17 protein-coding genes are annotated in these 17,331 nt (G+C 71.9%); 6 read left to right on the top strand and 11 right to left on the bottom strand.

Going from position 1 to position 17,331, the window contains the following annotated elements; all coding sequences use genetic code 11:
• Positions 1 to 6 precede the first annotated feature (6 nt).
• The 5 genes from O7620_RS07565 to mptB form a co-directional block, all read right to left on the bottom strand.
• A complete protein-coding gene (locus O7620_RS07565; RefSeq protein ID WP_007460824.1) occupies positions 7 to 435 on the bottom strand; it encodes a hypothetical protein in 429 nt (142 codons plus the stop codon).
• Positions 436 to 452: 17 nt separating this feature from the next.
• Positions 453 to 1,622 (bottom strand): hypothetical protein, encoded by a 1,170-nt coding sequence (locus O7620_RS07560; RefSeq protein WP_151489579.1) that lies wholly within the window; start codon positions 1,620 to 1,622, stop codon positions 453 to 455.
• 78 nt (positions 1,623 to 1,700) lie between these two features.
• Positions 1,701 to 2,693 (bottom strand): hypothetical protein, encoded by a 993-nt coding sequence (locus O7620_RS07555; protein WP_278122455.1) that lies wholly within the window; start codon positions 2,691 to 2,693, stop codon positions 1,701 to 1,703.
• 146 nt (positions 2,694 to 2,839) lie between these two features.
• A complete protein-coding gene (locus tag O7620_RS07550) occupies positions 2,840 to 3,850 on the bottom strand; it encodes a glycosyltransferase 87 family protein (RefSeq protein WP_278122454.1) in 1,011 nt (336 codons plus the stop codon).
• The gene (gene mptB / locus O7620_RS07545) at positions 3,847 to 5,280 is read right to left on the bottom strand and encodes a polyprenol phosphomannose-dependent alpha 1,6 mannosyltransferase MptB (RefSeq protein WP_278122453.1); all 1,434 of its coding nucleotides are present in this window, start codon (positions 5,278 to 5,280) and stop codon (positions 3,847 to 3,849) included. Before mptB ends, O7620_RS07550 begins: the two co-directional genes overlap by 4 nt.
• A 232-nt stretch (positions 5,281 to 5,512) precedes the next feature.
• On the opposite strand from mptB, the gene O7620_RS07540 reads away from it, so the two are divergent.
• Positions 5,513 to 6,250: a hypothetical protein gene (locus O7620_RS07540; protein WP_278122452.1), complete on the top strand. Its 738-nt coding sequence runs from the start codon at positions 5,513 to 5,515 to the stop codon at positions 6,248 to 6,250.
• Positions 6,251 to 6,363: 113 nt separating this feature from the next.
• Here O7620_RS07540 and O7620_RS07535 read toward each other — a convergent pair whose 3' ends face one another.
• Positions 6,364 to 7,323 (bottom strand): DUF559 domain-containing protein, encoded by a 960-nt coding sequence (locus O7620_RS07535; RefSeq protein ID WP_278122451.1) that lies wholly within the window; start codon positions 7,321 to 7,323, stop codon positions 6,364 to 6,366.
• 299 nt (positions 7,324 to 7,622) lie between these two features.
• Between O7620_RS07535 and O7620_RS07530 the strand changes: the two genes are divergently transcribed.
• From O7620_RS07530 to O7620_RS07515, 4 genes are all read left to right on the top strand, one after another.
• On the top strand, positions 7,623 to 8,189 hold the full coding sequence (locus tag O7620_RS07530; protein ID WP_278122450.1) for a carboxymuconolactone decarboxylase family protein: 567 nt from the start codon (positions 7,623 to 7,625) through the stop codon (positions 8,187 to 8,189).
• A gap of 91 nt (positions 8,190 to 8,280) precedes the next feature.
• On the top strand, positions 8,281 to 9,444 hold the full coding sequence (locus O7620_RS07525; RefSeq protein WP_151489815.1) for a M20/M25/M40 family metallo-hydrolase: 1,164 nt from the start codon (positions 8,281 to 8,283) through the stop codon (positions 9,442 to 9,444).
• Positions 9,445 to 9,491: 47 nt separating this feature from the next.
• Positions 9,492 to 10,643 (top strand): glutamate--cysteine ligase, encoded by a 1,152-nt coding sequence (locus O7620_RS07520; protein WP_278122449.1) that lies wholly within the window; start codon positions 9,492 to 9,494, stop codon positions 10,641 to 10,643.
• A 165-nt stretch (positions 10,644 to 10,808) separates the two neighbouring features.
• Positions 10,809 to 11,408 (top strand): nitroreductase family protein, encoded by a 600-nt coding sequence (locus O7620_RS07515; protein ID WP_278126901.1) that lies wholly within the window; start codon positions 10,809 to 10,811, stop codon positions 11,406 to 11,408.
• Here O7620_RS07515 and O7620_RS07510 read toward each other — a convergent pair.
• On the bottom strand, positions 11,392 to 12,936 hold the full coding sequence (locus tag O7620_RS07510; protein WP_278122448.1) for an NAD(P)-binding domain-containing protein: 1,545 nt from the start codon (positions 12,934 to 12,936) through the stop codon (positions 11,392 to 11,394). The two genes, O7620_RS07515 and O7620_RS07510, sit on opposite strands and share 17 nt — an antisense overlap.
• Before the next feature lie 159 nt (positions 12,937 to 13,095).
• Positions 13,096 to 13,335, bottom strand: coding sequence for a winged helix-turn-helix domain-containing protein (locus tag O7620_RS07505; RefSeq protein ID WP_151489812.1), 240 nt, complete (start codon positions 13,333 to 13,335; stop codon positions 13,096 to 13,098).
• A gap of 351 nt (positions 13,336 to 13,686) precedes the next feature.
• On the opposite strand from O7620_RS07505, the gene O7620_RS07500 reads away from it, so the two are divergent.
• Complete coding sequence (locus tag O7620_RS07500) at positions 13,687 to 13,926, top strand: DivIVA domain-containing protein (RefSeq protein ID WP_347403789.1); 240 nt, start codon at positions 13,687 to 13,689, stop codon at positions 13,924 to 13,926.
• Between the two features lie 253 nt (positions 13,927 to 14,179).
• Here the strand turns inward: O7620_RS07500 and O7620_RS07495 are convergent, their stop codons facing one another.
• The 3 genes from O7620_RS07495 to O7620_RS07485 form a co-directional block, all read right to left on the bottom strand.
• Positions 14,180 to 14,317, bottom strand: coding sequence for a DUF3024 domain-containing protein (locus O7620_RS07495; RefSeq protein ID WP_278122446.1), 138 nt, complete (start codon positions 14,315 to 14,317; stop codon positions 14,180 to 14,182).
• Positions 14,318 to 14,328: 11 nt separating this feature from the next.
• Positions 14,329 to 15,273 (bottom strand): DUF559 domain-containing protein, encoded by a 945-nt coding sequence (locus tag O7620_RS07490; RefSeq protein WP_278122445.1) that lies wholly within the window; start codon positions 15,271 to 15,273, stop codon positions 14,329 to 14,331.
• A gap of 233 nt (positions 15,274 to 15,506) precedes the next feature.
• A complete protein-coding gene (locus O7620_RS07485) occupies positions 15,507 to 17,285 on the bottom strand; it encodes an ABC transporter ATP-binding protein (protein ID WP_278122444.1) in 1,779 nt (592 codons plus the stop codon).
• Positions 17,286 to 17,331 lie beyond the last annotated feature (46 nt).

Raw genomic sequence — 17,331 nt, 5'->3', positions numbered from 1 at the left:
GTGGGGTCACGGCAGGACGGACGGGTCGCCGGTCTTCGGGTCGACCGACGCGGCCAGGCTGAAGCCGCTGAAGGTCGCCGCCGGTGCGCCCGAGATGGTGGCCGTCGTCGGTGTCGCACTGGTGATCAGGCAGTCCCGCAGCACGAACGACGAGAACGACCAGTCGTCGCCGGTGTGCTCCAGCAGCGCGATGTCGAACAGCTCGCCGTCGAGCGCCAGCTTGGTGAGCCGGCCGGCGACGTCCCCGATGGCCTTGACGGTCATCGTGAAGTTCATCGACACCGGCGCGTGGATGGCGCCCAGGTGGGTCACCTCGCACGAGTGCAGGGCCTCGACGTTGAGCGAGAAGGACGGGCTGAACGAGTCGATCGGGCTGATCAGCACGGTCTCGGTGCCCTTGGTGTACTGCACCGCGAGGCGGGTCTTCCACTCCATGGTCTGGTTCCTCCGGGTCAGAACTTGGCCACGAGCGTGACCAGCAGGCGGCTCACGGCAGGGCCGTACGTGACGGTGACGACCAGGTCGACGGTGCGGTCGGCCCGGGCGGCGGTGACGATCGAGGTGTCGGTGGCGGTACGGGCGACCTCGGGGATGCCGAGGATGTCCAGCACCGGGATCTCGATCTGGTAGTCGTCGATCACCGCCTGCCGCTTGAGCGGACCGAGGATGCCGTCCACCTGGGTCTTCAGCAGGGTCATCCCCGGCTTGGTGATCCGCGCGTCGCCGACCAGGCCGATCAGGCCGGCGCGCAGCATGAACTCGATCTGGTCGAGGGTGCGCACCAGGTCGACGTGCAGCAGGCTCGCGTCGGAGGTGAACAGCCGACCGTCGGCGAAGTGCAGGCTCTCCCCGGTGATCAGCGTGGGATCGATGATCGGCGTGAGGTTGGCCTCGGAGAGGCCCTTGATCTCCGCCGGGCTGTACTGCTTGGCCACCGGGATGGCCACCCCGCGGATCTTCTTCAGCACGATGCTGTGGTGCACCGGCAGCCCGGCCACGGCCGCCATCGCGGCGGTGGCCGCGTCGCCGTCCGCCCCCCGGGCGGCGATCATCACCATCCGGCTGGTGCTGCTCTTGAGCGGGTTCGCGGCGGTGGTGATGTCGGTGACGTAGGTCGGGCCCTTCTCGGTGGCCGGATTGACCATGGCGAAACCGATCCGCCGCTGGCCGGCCGCGGACATCGTCTCCACGTGCGCCTTGAGCGCGTGCAGCCCGGTGGGCGCGCCGGCACCGGCCGGGTTGCCGACGGTCGACTCGTTGGCCAGCGACACCATGGTCACGTCGTCGGCGGCCTCCAGGCCGCTCAGCGCGGCGGCGTAGTCGTCGCCGGCCACCTTCACCCCGTACACCTTGGCCGGGCGCGGGTCCTGCAGGAACGCCAGTTCGAGGGAGTTGTAGAGGGCGTTGCGGACCACGCTGCCGGCCTGCCGGCGGGCGAAGTTGGTGACCGCGTCGTCCAGGGTCTCGATCCGGACCGGCGTGTTCGCCGGCGCCGAACCGCCGTCGGCGGTGGACGGCGCCTTGCCCACCACGGCGACGACGCCCGGCGAGCGCTGGGCCAGCGGCGCCGGTGGCGGCACGATCCGGACCTCGATGAACGGGAATGCTGCTGTCGGTGCCACGGGTCCTCCCGGACGAAGGTTGCTGCTCGGTCGATGGGCGGCTGCCGGCCGTTGCGGTCGTTGGGGCGGCCGGGCGTCTCAGGTCGGCAGGGCGGCGAGCCCGATGCCGCTGCCGGCGAGCCACTGGCCGGCCCGCGCGAAGCGGGCGGCCCGTTTCTGCGCGTCGGTGCCGGTGTCGCCGCCGGGCCAGCCGTCGTCGTCGAACGTCTCGATGGGCACCACCCAGACGGCGACCACCCGATGTCGTCGCCGGACGTCGTCCGGCGACGACACGTCCAGGCCCAACTCCTCGGCGCGGGCCCGTACCAGACGGGTCTCGACGAGCAGGTCGGCCAGGGAGAAACCCTTGTCGCGGACCAGTACGGCGGCGGCGAACGGCAGCGGACGCGGGGTCGGCGGGGCCGCCGGCGCGGCGGCGTATCGCAGCTTCACGGTGGCCCCGGCGGCCTGCCCGCGCATCCGCGCCACCAGGTCACCGGCGTTCGCGGCGCCGACGCCGGCGAGCAGCCGGTCCAGGTGCGAGTCGGTGAACGCGGCCGGCTGGTGCAGTCCGGCGCGTAGCCGGGCCACCAGCCGGGTCCGGCGCTCGGTCTCCAGGGCCGCCGGGTCGGCCGGCAACGCGCCCAGCTCGGCGATGATCTGCGGGTCGACGTCGAACGCGGGTACCGCCACGTCGACGTCCTCGACCCGGTCCCGGGCCGTGCTGGTCCGCACCACCAGGCTGCCCCGCCACAGGGCGTCGATGCGCAGCGCCGAGCCGCCGAGACCGTGCAGGCGTACGCGCAACTCGGTGCGGGTGGTGCCGCCGGAGCCCAGCCACTCCCCCTCCGCCACGGTCACCGGCGCGGCGGCGAAGCCGAGGGTCAGCTCGTCGAACACCGCCGCGTACGGTGGCGCGACCGGCATCGCCTCGGTGTCGTACGCGGCCTCGACCAGGTGGGCCAGCGACGCGTCGTCGAACACGGCGGCGCGGGTGCCCGGATCGGCCAACCGCACCAGCACCCCGTCGACGAAGTCCACCGCACCGGCCTCCTCGCTGCCCGCGCCGGTGCGTTCCGCCCGGCTCGGCACGAGGATCGCGAAGGAGCCGTCACCCGAGCGTCACCGCCACCGTCACCGTGCCCGCACGAGGCTCCGACTGTCGGGAACTGAGCACCGACACAGCCATCGGCCGCCGCCGGGGCGGGCGCGAGTCGACGCGGCAGGCGTGTCGTTCGTCAGCAGGGCGCGGCCTCGTCGAGGACGACGCGCATCGGGTGCGGGGCGGTGGCGGCCACGTCGCCGAGCACGGCGAGCAGCAGCGCGTACTGATCGGCCGGCTCGTCGACAAGCAGGTGGCCGGCGTCGGTGATCAGCAGGGTGAGCGGGCCGGCGTCGAGCCGGTCCCGCAGCACGTCGGAGAGGGCATCCCAGGTGTCCCCCAGGTACGCCGGCAGGGCCAGCGCGGCGGTCAGCGTGGCGAACAGACCGGCCCGGGTCCGGGTCGCCGCTGCGGGCAGCACCACCGCACCCGGCTCGTCGAGGTCGCCGTCGCGGCCGGCGATCAGCCAAGCGCCCCTCCGACCATCGTCCCCGTCGACCATCGCGTACCTCCTGTTCTGACCCGGGGTGACCGCGCGGGGCCGGCCGCCACCGGCCGGCCCCGGTCGCTCAGAGCCGGCCCGCCACCGCCCGGTGACCAGCAGATACCCGATGAAGACACCCGGGGTGAGCTTGACCGCCGCGGCCAGCCCGGTCCCGATGCCGGCCAGTCGACTGCCCCGTTCCAACAGCCACAGGTCCAGGTAGACCAGCGCCACCAACAGCAGGTTGACCTGCCCGAAGCTCACCGTGTCCCGTACCGGGTTCAGCCCGGCCAGCAGGCAGCACGTCAGCGCGAGCGCGTACCAGCGGCTCCACCCGTGCCGGCGCGCCAGCGGGTCCACCAGCAGGTGCAGCAGGAACGCCACGGCCAGCGCGGTGAGCAGCAGGTGCGCCACGATCGTCGGATACCAGGCCAGCGCCGCCATCGGCAGCATGCAGAGCGCGGCGAACGGCGGATAGGTGAAGCCGTACCCGTTGTGAGTGGTCCACCCGTACAGGTCACCGCCGCGCGCCCAGTGCCCGACCGCGCCGTGGTAGACCCCGACGTCGAACCAGCCCCGATGCCCGGGCACCATCGCGATCACGACCGCGAGCACGGTCACCAACCCGACCACCGTCGCCACCCGCCACCGGGTCGCGGTCATCGCGCCACCTCCACCGACGCGATCGGCCGCAGCAGGCGCAGCGAACCGACCACGAGCAACCCGACCAGCACTCCGGCGACGGCCACCACCGCCTGCGCCGCGTCCGGGCCGAAGCCGCTGGGCAGCGCCACGAACGCGAGCACCACCGCGCCGGACGCGGCCGCCGGCCGCGCCCACCCGTGCGGCGCCGACGCCGCGATCACCACCAGGCCCCACAGCGCGTACCACGGCCGGGTCGCCGGGCCGAGCAGCGCCGCCGCCACCAGCACCAGACCCAGCGCGTACGCCGGACCGAGCCGCCGCCGATGCCACCACGCGGCGACCGCCACGGCCAGTGCGGCGGCGACGCCCAGCGCGAGGCACAGCCGCATCGGGGCGTCGCCCAGGTGCAGGCCCAACCGCCCGGCCGCGCGCGACGCCACCCTGCCCAGCGCGCTGGAGATCGACCAACTGTGCCGGTACATCGGTGTGCCGAGGGCGCCGATCCACCCGTACCCGATGCCGGTGGCCCAGGTGACCACGGCGGCGGTGCCCACCGCGATGCCGGCGGTGCGCGCCACCGAGGCCGACAGCGCCCGGTGCCGCGCGGCGAGCGACACGACGACCAGGAGCCCGATCACCGCCGGCACCTTGACCAGCGCGGCGAGGGTCACCAGCACCGTGGCCGCGCCGTGACGGTGCTCGAAGGCGAGACTGAGCCCCGCCACCAGCAGCCCCAGCATCACCGCCTCATTGTGCGCGCCGGCGACGAGATGCAGGGGGACGAGAGGGTTGAGCACACCCAACCAGAGCGCGGCACCCGGGTCGACGCCGCACTGCCGGGCCAGCCGGGGCAGGTACACCAGCAGCAGCGCCACCCCGGCGAGCGCCACCACCCGCAGCCCCAGCACGCCCAGCACCAGCGTGCCGCCGCTCGCACCGCTCACCACCGCCGCCAGCGCGAGGAACACCGGCCCGTACGGCGCGGGCGTCTGCTGCCACATCTGCGGCACCTCGGCGGCCAGGGCCCCGCCGAGGTACGCGACGCCGTGGCGGTACACGTCGACGTCGGCGAGCACCATGGCGCCCTGCGCGAGATAGCTGTACGCGTCGCGGCTGAACAACGGCGGCGCCACCAGCAACGGCCCCGCCCAGCACGCCAGCGTCACCGCCGCGGAGCGCCGACCGACCCCCTTCTCGGGTGGGTGCGGGTGCCGCCCGACCTCCGGCGGGTGCGGCTGTCGGCCGGCCCACCACCAGGCGGCGGTGAGCAGGGTCAGTCCGGCGTACCCGCAGAGCAGCCCCGGCCCGGCGAGCTGCCGCAGCGCGCTCCACCAGGCGGCGTGCGCGCCGACCGGCAGCGCGCCGGCCGCCAGGCCGGCGGACGCCACCAGGGTGGCACCGGCTCCCCCGAGCAGCCGGTACGCGACGACGGTCGGCAGTGTGCGCACCCGGGCAGGATGTCGCGCCCGCCTGACCGGCACACGACCGCTCGACGATCTTCAGGCGACGGCGCGGTGTCCTCCGGGTCGGCCCGTGCCGTGCCGGCGTGGCGACGGGCATATCGGTCACCGGTTGTTAGCGTGACGTGCGGATCCGTGACCGTGGAGGGGTGCCATGACGGACGCCCCCGATGGGAGGCCGAGACCCGCGGACCAGTGGCGACGTCGGGGCATCCGCGGGATGACCGTCGCCCGCGACGTGAGCGTGCGCGGTTGGCGGTGGTGGGCGCGAAGCTGGGACCGGCTGGTCGCCGCACTCCAGGACGAGGCACCCGTCGGCTCCGCGGCCGGCCCGACGCCCTCCGGCCCGCTCGTCGAACAGCGCGACGCGCCGCGGCTGATCACGGTCCCCGCCCGGGGCTACGTGTACTCGTTCCACATCCGCGCCACGTTCGCCTGGTCGTCATCGGCGAGCCTGCGGTCCGAGGTGCTGAGCTGGTACGTGCAGTACTTCCAGCCCAACGCGATCCAACGGCTGACCCGGCTCGCCGCCGACGCCGCCCGGGACCTGCCGCCGCACCGGGCGGGCGATCTGGAGGTGGCGTTACAGCAGGCGCTCGCCGACGAACCGGAGTGGTCCTACGAGCGGGGCGAGGTCGTCATCACCTGCCGACCCGACGCCGCCGTCCGCCTCGACGAACGGATCATGCCGGCACTTCAGCCGCACGTCGACCGGATGGTCAAGCTGGAGTACCAGTTCGACGAGCAGCTACGCAAAGCCCGGTACGCCGAGGAGCTGAGTCGACGATGGATGGCCATCCTGAGCGACGACGCCGACGACCAGGACGTGGCCGACGCCCGTCACCACCTGCTCAACGCCCATCGCGAAGCGACGAGATGGATCACCGAACTCCTGCACCACCACGCCGAACCCCCAACAGACCACGCAACCCCACCCCACCAACGCCCCGCCCCCTGACCCGTCCACTCCGCACCCCTCCCTCCCACCTGCCCACTCCCTCCCGCTCCCTCCCTCCTTCAAGATCACTTAATGGTGGGTAGTTGTAGGGAGTGGTTTGCAACTGCTGAGGGTTAAGTGATCATGGGGCCGGGGCGGCGGCTGGCGAGGATGGCGAGGGTTTCCTGGCGGACCTGGGCGGGGTCGGCCAGCAGCCGGCGGTGGCTGAAGCGGACCACGAGAATGCCCTTGGTGGCGAGCAGGGCGTCGCGGCGGAGGTCGATCTCGCGTTCGGTGGGGTCGCCGTGGCTCGTGGCGCCGTCCAGCTCGATGTCGACCCGCTCGGCCTCGGCGAACATGTCGAGGTAGATCGTCCGTCCGCCGACCCGCACCCGCGCCTGCCGAGTGAACGCCGGCATTCCCGGGCCGGTGAAGACGTGGTCGTGACCCCAGATCTCCAACGGGCTGCGGCAGCCAGCGGCGAGCCGATCCACCAAGGCGCGCAGCGCCGGGCGGTCGATCAACCTCGGCACCTCGCCGAGGGCGGCCACGAGGCGCTGCGGGGTGGTCAGCCGATCGTTGACCGCGCGGATGAGCACTCCCGCTCGGTCGACCGTCGGCAGCAACGGCCAACAGTCCACCAGGGTCCGGTCGAGCCGGGTCACCGGCACCTCTCGCCGTATCACCGCGTGCGGCGGCTCAGTGGTGAAGCCGGGGCGGTGACGCACCACGAGATGCGGTCGGCCACTCAGGCCCGACCCGACGGGCAGGTCGAGATGCATCGGCTCGCCCGGCGGTTGACGCCGCAGGCCCCACACGTCCAGCGCGGTCAGTCGGCTGAGCGCGGCGCGTCCGCCTCCGTACGCCAGCGCGGCACGGCGAGCCAGCTCCGGATCGATCCGAGCGAGAATCGGCAGCTCGGTAGGGGTGTCCTGGACGAGCGTGGCGTCGACGAAGACCTGCGGGAGGACCCGGACCAGGCGACCGGCCCGGCAGGCGCTCTGGAGTGTCCACGGTGGCGCCACGCGCAGAACGTCCCGTCGGGTGGCCAGGCCGCCCCGCCGATCGAGCAGGCTTCTCAGGGTCGCGTGCACGGGTCGACCGTGCCCGGACCAGCCGCCGGTGAGCTGCCCGGCGGGGGCCGCTGTGGACAGCGACGGCACCTGTGGACGAAGCCCCACGGTCCAGCCGACTGTGCTACGCGACGTGCCCCTCAACGAGGCGGCCCGGAGGACGGCCGACCCAGGACTGAGCATGAATGAAGAAATACGACCGGCGGACGGGATGAGATCGTGACTGCGCGGCGTTCGTCACGCCGCCCCGCACGGGCGGTCGTCTGCGGCTGAGGCGTGGTCCGGTCGGGCCGCGGTTCACGGCTGGAGGGCAGGACACCATGGCGCACATCGACCTCGGGGTCGACGAGAAGCAGTTCCCCGGCATCACCGGCCCGATGCAGTACCGTCCGGAGACGGCGAAGCCGCTCAACGAGCTGGCCGAGGTGCTGCTGCGTGCCCCGCACTCGCTCCCGGCCGGCGAGCGGGAGCTGATCGCCGCGTACGTCTCCGGGCGCAACGAGTGCACCTTCTGCTGCGCGTCGCACTCGGCGTTCGCCGCCGCGCAGCTCGACGAGGGCATGACTCTCGTCGACCAGGTACGCGCGGACCTCGACACCGCCCCGATCTCGGCCAAGCTGCGGGCGCTGCTGCGTATCGCGGGTGCGGTGCAGATCAGCGGCCGTAACGTCACCACCGAGCTGGTCGCTGACGCCCGCGCGGAGGGCGCCACCGACCTGGAAATCCACGACACCGTGCTGATCGCCGCCGCGTTCTGCATGTTCAACCGGTACGTCGACGGGCTCGGCACCTTCGCACCTGTTGGTCAGGACGCCTACGCGGAGTCCGTGCGTCGGATCATCGGGGTCGGCTACGGATCGGCTCTCCCCGTGCCGCCGAGCAGCTGAGCACGGACAAGGACGACCACACCCCGATCCCTCTGCGATGGTCGATGGGTGCGTCTGGCGAAGCCCGCCAGCCGCGCAGTTGGAGGGATCGATGGACCACCCACGTTGTCTGCTCGACGCAGCGACGCAGCTGCGAGCCGACATGGTCGACCGGCTGAGCGCTCTCGTCTCCTGCGAGTCGGCACCGGGCTCGCTGCCCCATCTCGAGTCCTGTGCCGACCTGCTCGCCCGCTGGGGGGAGGAGGTGCTCGGGCGGCCGGCCCGTCGGGTCGTGATCGACGGCCTACCGCACTTGCTGTGGCCGGCCGCCGACCAGCGCGTGCTGCTTCTCGGCCACTTCGACACCGTCTTCCCGGTGGGCACGATCCGGTCGAGGCCCTTCACCGTCCGCAGGGACGTCGCGACGGGGCCCGGCGTGTGCGACATGAAGGCCGGCATCGTGCAGATGGTCACGGCGCTGCGGCTGATCGAGGACACCTCCGCGGTCGGCCTGCTGCTCACCTGCGACGAGGAGACCGGGTCCGTCACATCGCGGCAGCTGATCGAACGTGAGGCTCGGCGTTCGGGGGCGGTCCTGGTCTGCGAGGCGGCCACCCCGGAGGGGCGTCTGAAGGTGGCCAGGAAGGGCGGCTCGGTCTACCGCCTCACCGTCTCCGGCCGCGCCGCGCACGCCGGCGTGGAGCCGCAGCGCGGGGTCAACGCCACCGTCGAGGTCGCCCACCAGGTTCTCACGCTGGGTACGCTCGGCGCGGCGGACAGCGGCGGCACCTCCGTCACGCCGACTCTGCTCTCCGCCGGCACGACGACGAACACGGTGCCCGAGCGTGCCAGCCTGGCCGTCGACGTCCGGGCCTGGACCAGGGACGAACTCGAACGCGTGGATCACGCCATCCGTGGGCTGGTGCCGGTGCTGCCCGAGGCCACGCTGGCCGTGCAGGGCGGAATCAACCGCTACCCGATGTCGCCGGAGCTCGCGCGGCCACTGTTGGAGCTGGCCCAGTCGATCGCCTGCCAGCTTGGCATCCCGAAGCCCACCGGCGCGTACGCCGCTGGAGCGTCCGACGGCAACTTCACCGCCGCGCTGGGCGTACCGACGCTTGACGGCCTGGGTGCGGTGGGCGGCGGCGCGCATGCCGCCGACGAGTACGTCTGCCTCGACCGGATGCCCGAACGGACGGCACTTCTGGCCGGACTCGTCGGCTCGCTGTCCACCATGGAGCGTTTCGGATCGCAACCCATCGACGACATCCCGTAACGTGCTGGGCGCCGGCGAACGACCGGCAGCGAGAGGTCGGCGTCGGCATGACTACGGGACAGCGCTCGGGATCGCCCATTCCTCCGCTCGGCGTCGAGGAGGAGTTCCTCGTCGTCGACGCCGAGCGGGGTGAGGTCGTGCCGGAGGCGGCCGCCGTCGTCGACCGCGCACGCCCGACCCTCGGTGACCGGGTGGGCGGTGAGATCACCAAGTTGCAGATCGAGACCCGCACCGACCCGTGCCTGAGCCTCGACGATCTCGACGCGCAACTGGCTGAGGGCCGCGCCGCCATTCAGAGCGCGGCCCGGTCGGCGGGTCTGCGGGTGATCGCCAGTGGCTCGCCGGTGCTGGGCCGTGCCGTGCCGCCGCCCATCACCGAGGGGCCGCGCCAGGACCGGGGCACCGCCACCTTCCGTGGGCTGCACGACGAACTCGCGATCTGCGCCGTCCACGTCCACGTGGAGGAGCCCGACCGGGACCGCGCCGTGCTGATCGGCAACCACCTGCGCCAACACCTTCCGGTGTTCCTCACCCTCACCGCCAACTCGCCCTACTGGTCGGAGCGCGACACCGGCTACGCGAGCTGGCGCAGCGTCACGTGGGGGCGCTGGCCGGTGGCCGGCCCGCCGCCGTACCTGACGTCCGCCCAGCAGTACGACGACCACGTGGACGCACTGCTCGAGGCGGGCGCGCTGGTCGACCACGGCACCCTCTTCTGGGATCTGCGCCTGTCGACGAAGCACCCCACGCTTGAGGTACGGGTGGCCGACGTCCCCGTCACGGCCACCGAGTCCGCGGCGCTCGCCGCCCTGGTGCGGGCTCTGGTGGTGGTCGCCGGAGATGCCGTGGACCGGGGCGACGAGGGGCCGGAGCTGCTCCCCGAGCTGATGCGGCTCGCGTACTGGCGGGCCGCCCGCGACGGGATGGGCGGCCACGGCGTCGACGTCGCCACGGGCCGGCTGCTGCCGGCGGCGGCACTCGCCGAACGACTGGTCGAACGCGCCCGACCAGCACTCGACGAGGCGGGTGACCGCGAGCGGGTGGAGGCGTGGCTGAGCTGGCTCGCCAGGGACGGCGACGGGGCGACCCGCCAGCGGGCCGCCGCGGCGCTGCGCGGACGCCTGACCGACGTGGTCGACGAGATCGCCACCCGAACCGCGCCCGACGTGCCCACGGGCGAAGAAAGCACACTTCAGTAACGACAAGCCGCCGCTGCTTCGAAATGCTGGATGGACCGGATGACGGCGGCAGGCGCACCCTCCCCGCCGAGACCCGGCACATCTGATCAGGGGAGGCCACAGGTGAACGACACCGACCTGCTACCCAAGGTCCCGGTCCACCACCACCGCAGGCCGCCGGCGGAGATGGTGCGGGAGGCGGAGGCGTTCGCCGAGCGAATGGCGCAGCGCCGATCCGTGCGGGACTTCGCCAGTGACGCACTGCCCGACGGGGTGGTCGAGGCCGCGATCCGGGCGGCGTCGACCGCACCCAGCGGCGCCAATGTGCAGCCCTGGCGGTTCGTCGTCCTGACCGATCCGGCCCGCAAACGCCGGCTCCGCGAGGCTGCGGAGGCCGAGGAACGCGCGTTCTACGACCGCCGCGCCTCGCAGGAGTGGCTCGGTGCGATCGCCGGGCTCGGCACCGACTGGCGGAAGCCGTTCCTGGAGACCGCACCGGTCGTCATCGTCGTCTTCGAGGTGCACCAGGGGCCACACAGCCCGAAGCCGTACTACGTCAAGGAGTCCGTCGGCATCGCGGTCGGCCTGCTGATCACCGCGCTGCACCACGCGGGCCTGGTGACGCTGACCCACACGCCCAGTCCGATGCGGTTCCTCAACGAGGTGTGTGAGCGCCCTCCGGAGGAGCGCCCGTACGTGGTGATGCCGGTCGGTTATCCCGCCCTGGACGCCCACGTGCCCGACCTGGCCCGCAAGCCCCTCGACGAGATCATGGTCCGCTGGTGAGATCCCGGGTCAGGAACTCGACCAACGGCTCGACGTGCCGGTCCGGGCGCCGCCACTCGGCCAGCAGATCCTCCAGCAGGTGCTGCTCGGCGAGCAGTTCCGCACCGCGGTAACGCCGGATCACCGGGTGGATGAAGGCGCTCTCCCGGGCGCGGTCGGGGGTCGGGTGCCGGTCGATGGCGAAGACGTCGCCGTAGTCGTCGCGGCCCCACCGCAGCGCGAGCGTGTACCAGTGCGTGGCGGCACCGAAGCGCTCCACGGCGTAGTCCTCCGGCAGGTCCTCGTAGTGGTGGAAGTCGCCGGTGGCGTCGTCGCGGACGAAGGCGTCACAGAGGTACTCGAACTGGGTCCACAGCGCCGACGACCAGTTGACGCGGTCGAGCATCAGCTTCGTCAACGACGCGGCGTCGGCCTGCGTCGTCGTGTACGGCAACGGCACGTCCTCGTAGCGTTCCCGCAGCATCCGGGTGAACGTGCGCAGGTTGTACCGGAAGCCGTCGATGAACGGCGACGACGCGTGCTTGACGTCCCGGGCCTGGGCGATGGTGCCGGCGAAGTACAGGCCGTCGACGTTGCTCGACTGCCAGTCCGGGCGTAACCCGGGCATCCGGCCGTCGCGCACCATGTCGGGACGGGCCGTCTCGTCGAACATCGACGTGTCCATCCGGAAGCCGGTGCACCGCAGCACCGTGTGGTAGTCGAGCTCGGCGGTCTCCCCCTCGGCGTGCGTGTACGTGATGGACACCCGGAACCGCCCGTCGACCGGCCGGATCTCGTCGATCGTGCAGTCCAGCACCGAGTGCAGCGTCTTGAACTGGTAGCTGTCGAGGATCGCGCCGTACTGACCACGGACGTCCCCGGGGTGTTTGGTGTTCCACGCCAGCCGCAGCGGCTGCCGGCTGGCAAGGTGCACCATCGACGCCCGGCCGAGGATGGCCGACGCGGTCTCGAACGCGGAATTGCCCTTGCCGATGATCAGGACCCGCTGACCGTCGTACGCCGTGGGGTCGACGACCATGTCCTCGTACCCGATGGCATGCTCGATGCCCTTGATGGCCGGCACGAAGGGCCGGCCCCAGCCGGTCGCGACGACCAGGCAGCGCGCGCGGACGTCGCCCCGGTCGGTGCTCAGCGTGAAGCCGTCGCCCGTCCTTGTGATCCGCTCGACCGTCGTGCCGTAGCGGACGTTGAGCTGGTGCACCCGTTGGAACTCGGCGAGGTAGCGCACCAGGTCGTCGGCGGCCGGCAGGTACTCCTCGCTGAATCGCGGAAAAAGCAGGTCCGGCGAGTCGTTGAGGAGCGAGTTCCAGTCCCAGCGCAGGCGAATCTCAGGATCGGCGCTGTCGGTGTGCACCTTGTTCAGCGAGATGAGCCGACGGTGGCGCGGAAACCGCCGGAAGAAACCACCGGGCCCGTCGCCACTCTCCAGCGTCAGGTAATCGGCGCCGTGCTGCTGGAGGTAGTAGCTCAGTTGTAGTCCGGCGGGTCCCGCCCCGACGATGACGTACCTGTGTTCGCTGCTGACCATCCTGCGGCCCTTCGACAGAGGGATGAGTCCATCGACCATGGAATGCGAAACGGTACGTGTCAATGCCACTCGTCGACCTGCAATCGACTGCATGGCACCGACGCTTGATCAGCTGGCCTAGCTACCGCCCTGTGCTCGGAGAGGTAGCCGGGCCGCCATCTACGGCTCCCGCATCCACGTCTTCGGGTCGGTCACGAACACGCCCTTGCCCTGCTGCCGCCGGATAACCCGCAGCGCCTCCAGCCGGGCGTAGGCCATCTGCACCGTCCCGTGGCTGACGTCGTAGCGAGCACGTAATTCAGAGATCGAGGGCAGCTTCTCCCCCGGCTTCAACTTCTTCGACCTGACGTCGGCGATCACATCATCGGCGATGCGCCAGTAATCCGGCACTTCTCGCATGGCACTCCTCGCGTGGCAACCCGATTTGATCACACCGCGACGCACCTAACAAGCAGCGTTGACTCAACTAGCATGTCTAGCCATGTTGTCCCGGGCCGATCCTCGCGTGGCAACGAGTTCGGCTCACCCCCTGGTCGGGGCGGGTGCGTGTGCCCGTCCCGACCCACCGGACTGCTCTGCCGTCGTACCGCCGAACGGGCTGCGGCGGCCGAGCGGGCGGGGTCGCCCGCGGACGGCCCGCCCCCAGACCACCGCAAGGACCTTCCGCGCTCCCGCCTGCCCGCAGAGAGGATCGTCGTGGCTCAGGTGTATCGAGGTGGCCAGCCCTACCCCGCCGGCTACCCGGCCCGGTTGACGCCGCACGAGGTGCGGACCCGCGAGTTCGCCGCGCGCCGGCGCGGCGTCGACCCCGATGAGGTACGCGAGTTCCAGGCCCGGGTGGCCGACGAGCTCGCCATGCTCAACGACACGGTACGGCTGCTCAGCCAGGAGAACGACCGGATCAAGCGGGCACTGCGTGACTGGCAGACCATGCACGCGCGGGAGTGCCCGCCGTCGCAGGAGCAGCACCGCAACTCCGGCCACTGGTGACCGCGCGCCCTGCCCCCGGCGACCTGCTCGTCATCGACGGCCGGGCCTCGGTGCAGTTTTCCGGGGACCGCGTGCTGACCTTCCGCGTGGTCTCGGTGTCCGACCGGCCGACGTACCAGGGCTGGGTCTGGCTGACCGGATACGTCATCAACCGCCGAGGCAACGCGACCGCCAAACGCGAGATCTTCGTCCAACTCGCCGGCCTCCGTCCCTGCCTCGCATTCTTCGCATCAACTCGGGGCAGGGAGGGCCCTCACCGCCAGGGCATCTCGTCAGCCCGGAAGATGCCGGTCGGGTCGCGGCTGATCTCGTCGAGCAGGACGCTGACCCTGGCGGATGGCGGGGCTAGGTCGTAGCGGCGGAAGCGGATGTTCCGGGTCTCGCCTCCCATCGGCTCGACGGTCACGCCGCCCTGCGGGTCGCAAGGATGGCACGTGTCTCCGCGCGTACGTCGTCGGCCTCGTAAACCAGGCGACGGTGGGCGAAGCGGACCACCAGGATCCCGACGGTCGCCAGTGAGGCGTCCCGGCGCAGGTCGATCTCCCGCTGGCGCGGATCCCCGTGGGCGGTGGCCCCGTCGAGTTCGATGTTGACCCGTTCCCGTTCGGCGAACATGTCGAGATAAACGGTGCGCCGCCCGAGACGCATCGGCACCTGCCGACGGAATGCTGGCATGGCCGGGCCGGTGAAGACGTGTTCGTGGCCCCAGATCTCCAGCGGACTGCGGCAGCCGTCGGCGAGCCTGGCCAGCAGCGTCCGCAACGCTGCCCGGTCGATCAGCTTCGGCACACCGTCCAGGGCGACCGCCAGCCGCTCGGGGGTGGTCAGCCATTCGTTGACCGCGCGGATCACCGGAGCCCGCCGCTCGGCGGACGGCAGCATCGGCCACGAGTCGACGATGGTCTGCTCGAGGCGGGTCACGGTCAGGCCTCTGCGAACGAGCACGTGCGGCGGCTCGATGACGAAACCCCTGCGTCGATGCAGCAGCACTCCCGGCCGCGTACGCAGACCAAGGGTCATCGGCGCGCTGAGGTGCAGCGGGTCTCCCGCGATCTGCGGGCGCAGGCCCCACGCGTCGAGCGCGCTGAGATGACTGAGTGCGGCGCACCCCTGCGCCCAGGCGAGGGCAGCGAGTTGGGCCACACGGGGGTCGAGCCGCTTCAGGACCGTGGCGCCCGGTCGGTTGCCCACCAGGTGCGCCGCCACGAAAACCTGAGGCAGCACCCGCACCAGGTCACCGCCGCGGCAGGCCCGCTCCAGCGCCCACTCCGGCATCACCTGCGTCGCCGCCGCACGGGTGACCAGCCCTCCGGACAGCTCCACCAGTTCCCGCAACACCGAGTTCACACCCCGGACCGTGCGGCTCCGCCCCGAAGGTCCGCAAGGACGCCACCTGTGCCTCTGTGGACAACGGTCCCGCTGTGGAAAACCCCCACGCGCGCCCCCGGTCTGCTAGCCCACCATGATCGGTGGCAGCTCAGCTGCACAACTCTCGGCGTGTCGAGTCGCTCAGACGTCAACGATCATGGGGTCGCACACGGCACACGGCACACGGCGGCGCGGCGGCGCGCGGCGAGGGGTTACGCGGCCAGGGTTGCGTAGCGGCCGTTGCGGTTCAGCAGGTTGTCGTGGGTGCCGGATTCGACGATGCGGCCGTGGTCGAGCACCGCGATCTGGTCGGCGTCGCGCACGGTGGAGAGGCGGTGGGCGATGGTGATCGTGGTACGCCCCCGCGCGAGCACGTCGAACGCGCGCTGCACGGCCCGTTCGGTCTCGGTGTCCAGCGCGCTGGTGGCCTCGTCGAGGACCAGGATGCGCGGGTCGCGCAGCAGCGTACGGGCGATGGCGAGGCGCTGCTTCTCGCCGCCGGAGAACCGGTGGCCGCGCGAGCCGACCATGGTGTCGAACCCGTCGGGCAGGCCGGTGATGAGGTCGTGGATCTGGGCGGCGCGGGCGGCGTCGGTGATCTCGGCGTCGGTGGCGTCCGGGCGGGCGTAGCGCAGGTTCTCCCGGACGGTGGTGTGCAGCAGGTACGTCTCCTGGCTGACCACGCCGACGATCCCGGCCAGGTCGGCGAGGCGCAGGTCGCGCAGGTCGACGCCGTCGATGGTGACCCGGCCGGCGGTCGGGTCGTGCAGCCGGCTGATCAGCCCGGCGAGGGTGCTCTTGCCGGAGCCGGTCTCGCCGACCAGGGCGAGGCTGGTGCCGGCGGGCACGTCGAGGGTGATCCCGGCGAGCGCGGCGGTGTCGCTGCCCGGGTATCCGAAGGTGACGTCCTCCAGGCGCAGGTCACCGCGGACCCGGGTGGGGTCGAGGCGGACCGGCTCGGCGGGGTCGGCCACGTCGACCGGCAGGTCGAGGTATTCGAAGATCCGGGCGAACAGCGCCAGCGACGCGGTGAGCGAGACGCCCACGTTGAGCAGCCCCATCAGCGGCCGGAACAGGCCGCCCTGCAGGGCGGTGAAGGCGACCAGGGTGCCGATGCTCAGCGTGCCGGCGGTGCCGGGCAGGCCGGCGGCGAGGTAGATGACCGCCGGTACGGCGGCGAAGATGATGCTCATCGAGGCCATCCGCCAGCGGCCGGCCAACTCGCTGCGCAGTTCCAGGTCGACGAGGCGGGCCGAGGAGGCGGCGAACCGGTCAATGAGCGCGGGGCCGGTGCCGAGGGTCTTGGCCAGTTGCACGCCGCTGATCGACAGGCCCTCCTCGACGGTGACGTTGAGGTCGGCGAGTTCGCGTTGCCGCTGGGCGGTGATCTCGCGGCGCATCCGGGCGACGCGGCGGGTCAGCCAGATCGCCGGCGGCAGCACGACGAGCGAGACGAGGGACAGCTGCCAGGAGAGCGCGACCATGGCGACCGCGGTGGCGACCACCGTGGTGAGGTTGGCCGCGACGGCGGTGGCGGTGGAGGTGACCACCGACTGCATGCCGCCGATGTCGTTGGTGATGCGGGACTGCACCTCGCCGGTGCGGGTGCGGGTGAAGAAGCCCAGCGACTGGCGCTGGAGGTGGCTGAAGACGTCGGTGCGCAGCCGGTGCATGACCCGCTGCCCGACCTGGGTGGAGATCCAGGTCTGCACGACGCCGAGCGCGGAGGTCACCGCCGCCACGGCGACCATGCCGAGGACGAGCCAGACCAGCAGGGTCACGTCGCCCTGCGGGAGGGCGCGGTCAATCACGGCGCGCAGCAGGAACGGGGTGGCCATCGCGATGATCGAGGAGAGCACGATGATCGCGGTGACGGCGGCCAGCGCGGGCCGGTGCGGGGTGAACAGGCGGCCGATGCGGCGCAGGGACACCTGGCGGGCCTGCGTCTTCTCTTCGGCGCTGACGGTGCGGTGGCCGCGGTCGCGGCCCATCGGGGTGGGTTCCAAGGGGGACTGCCTCTCGATCGGGATATGCTGA

Origin of the sequence: Micromonospora sp. WMMD710, assembly GCF_029626045.1 — a bacterium.
Classification (GTDB): domain Bacteria; phylum Actinomycetota; class Actinomycetes; order Mycobacteriales; family Micromonosporaceae; genus Micromonospora.
Note: the sequence above shows the minus strand (reverse complement) of the source record. Positions and strands in the feature narration are given on the sequence as shown.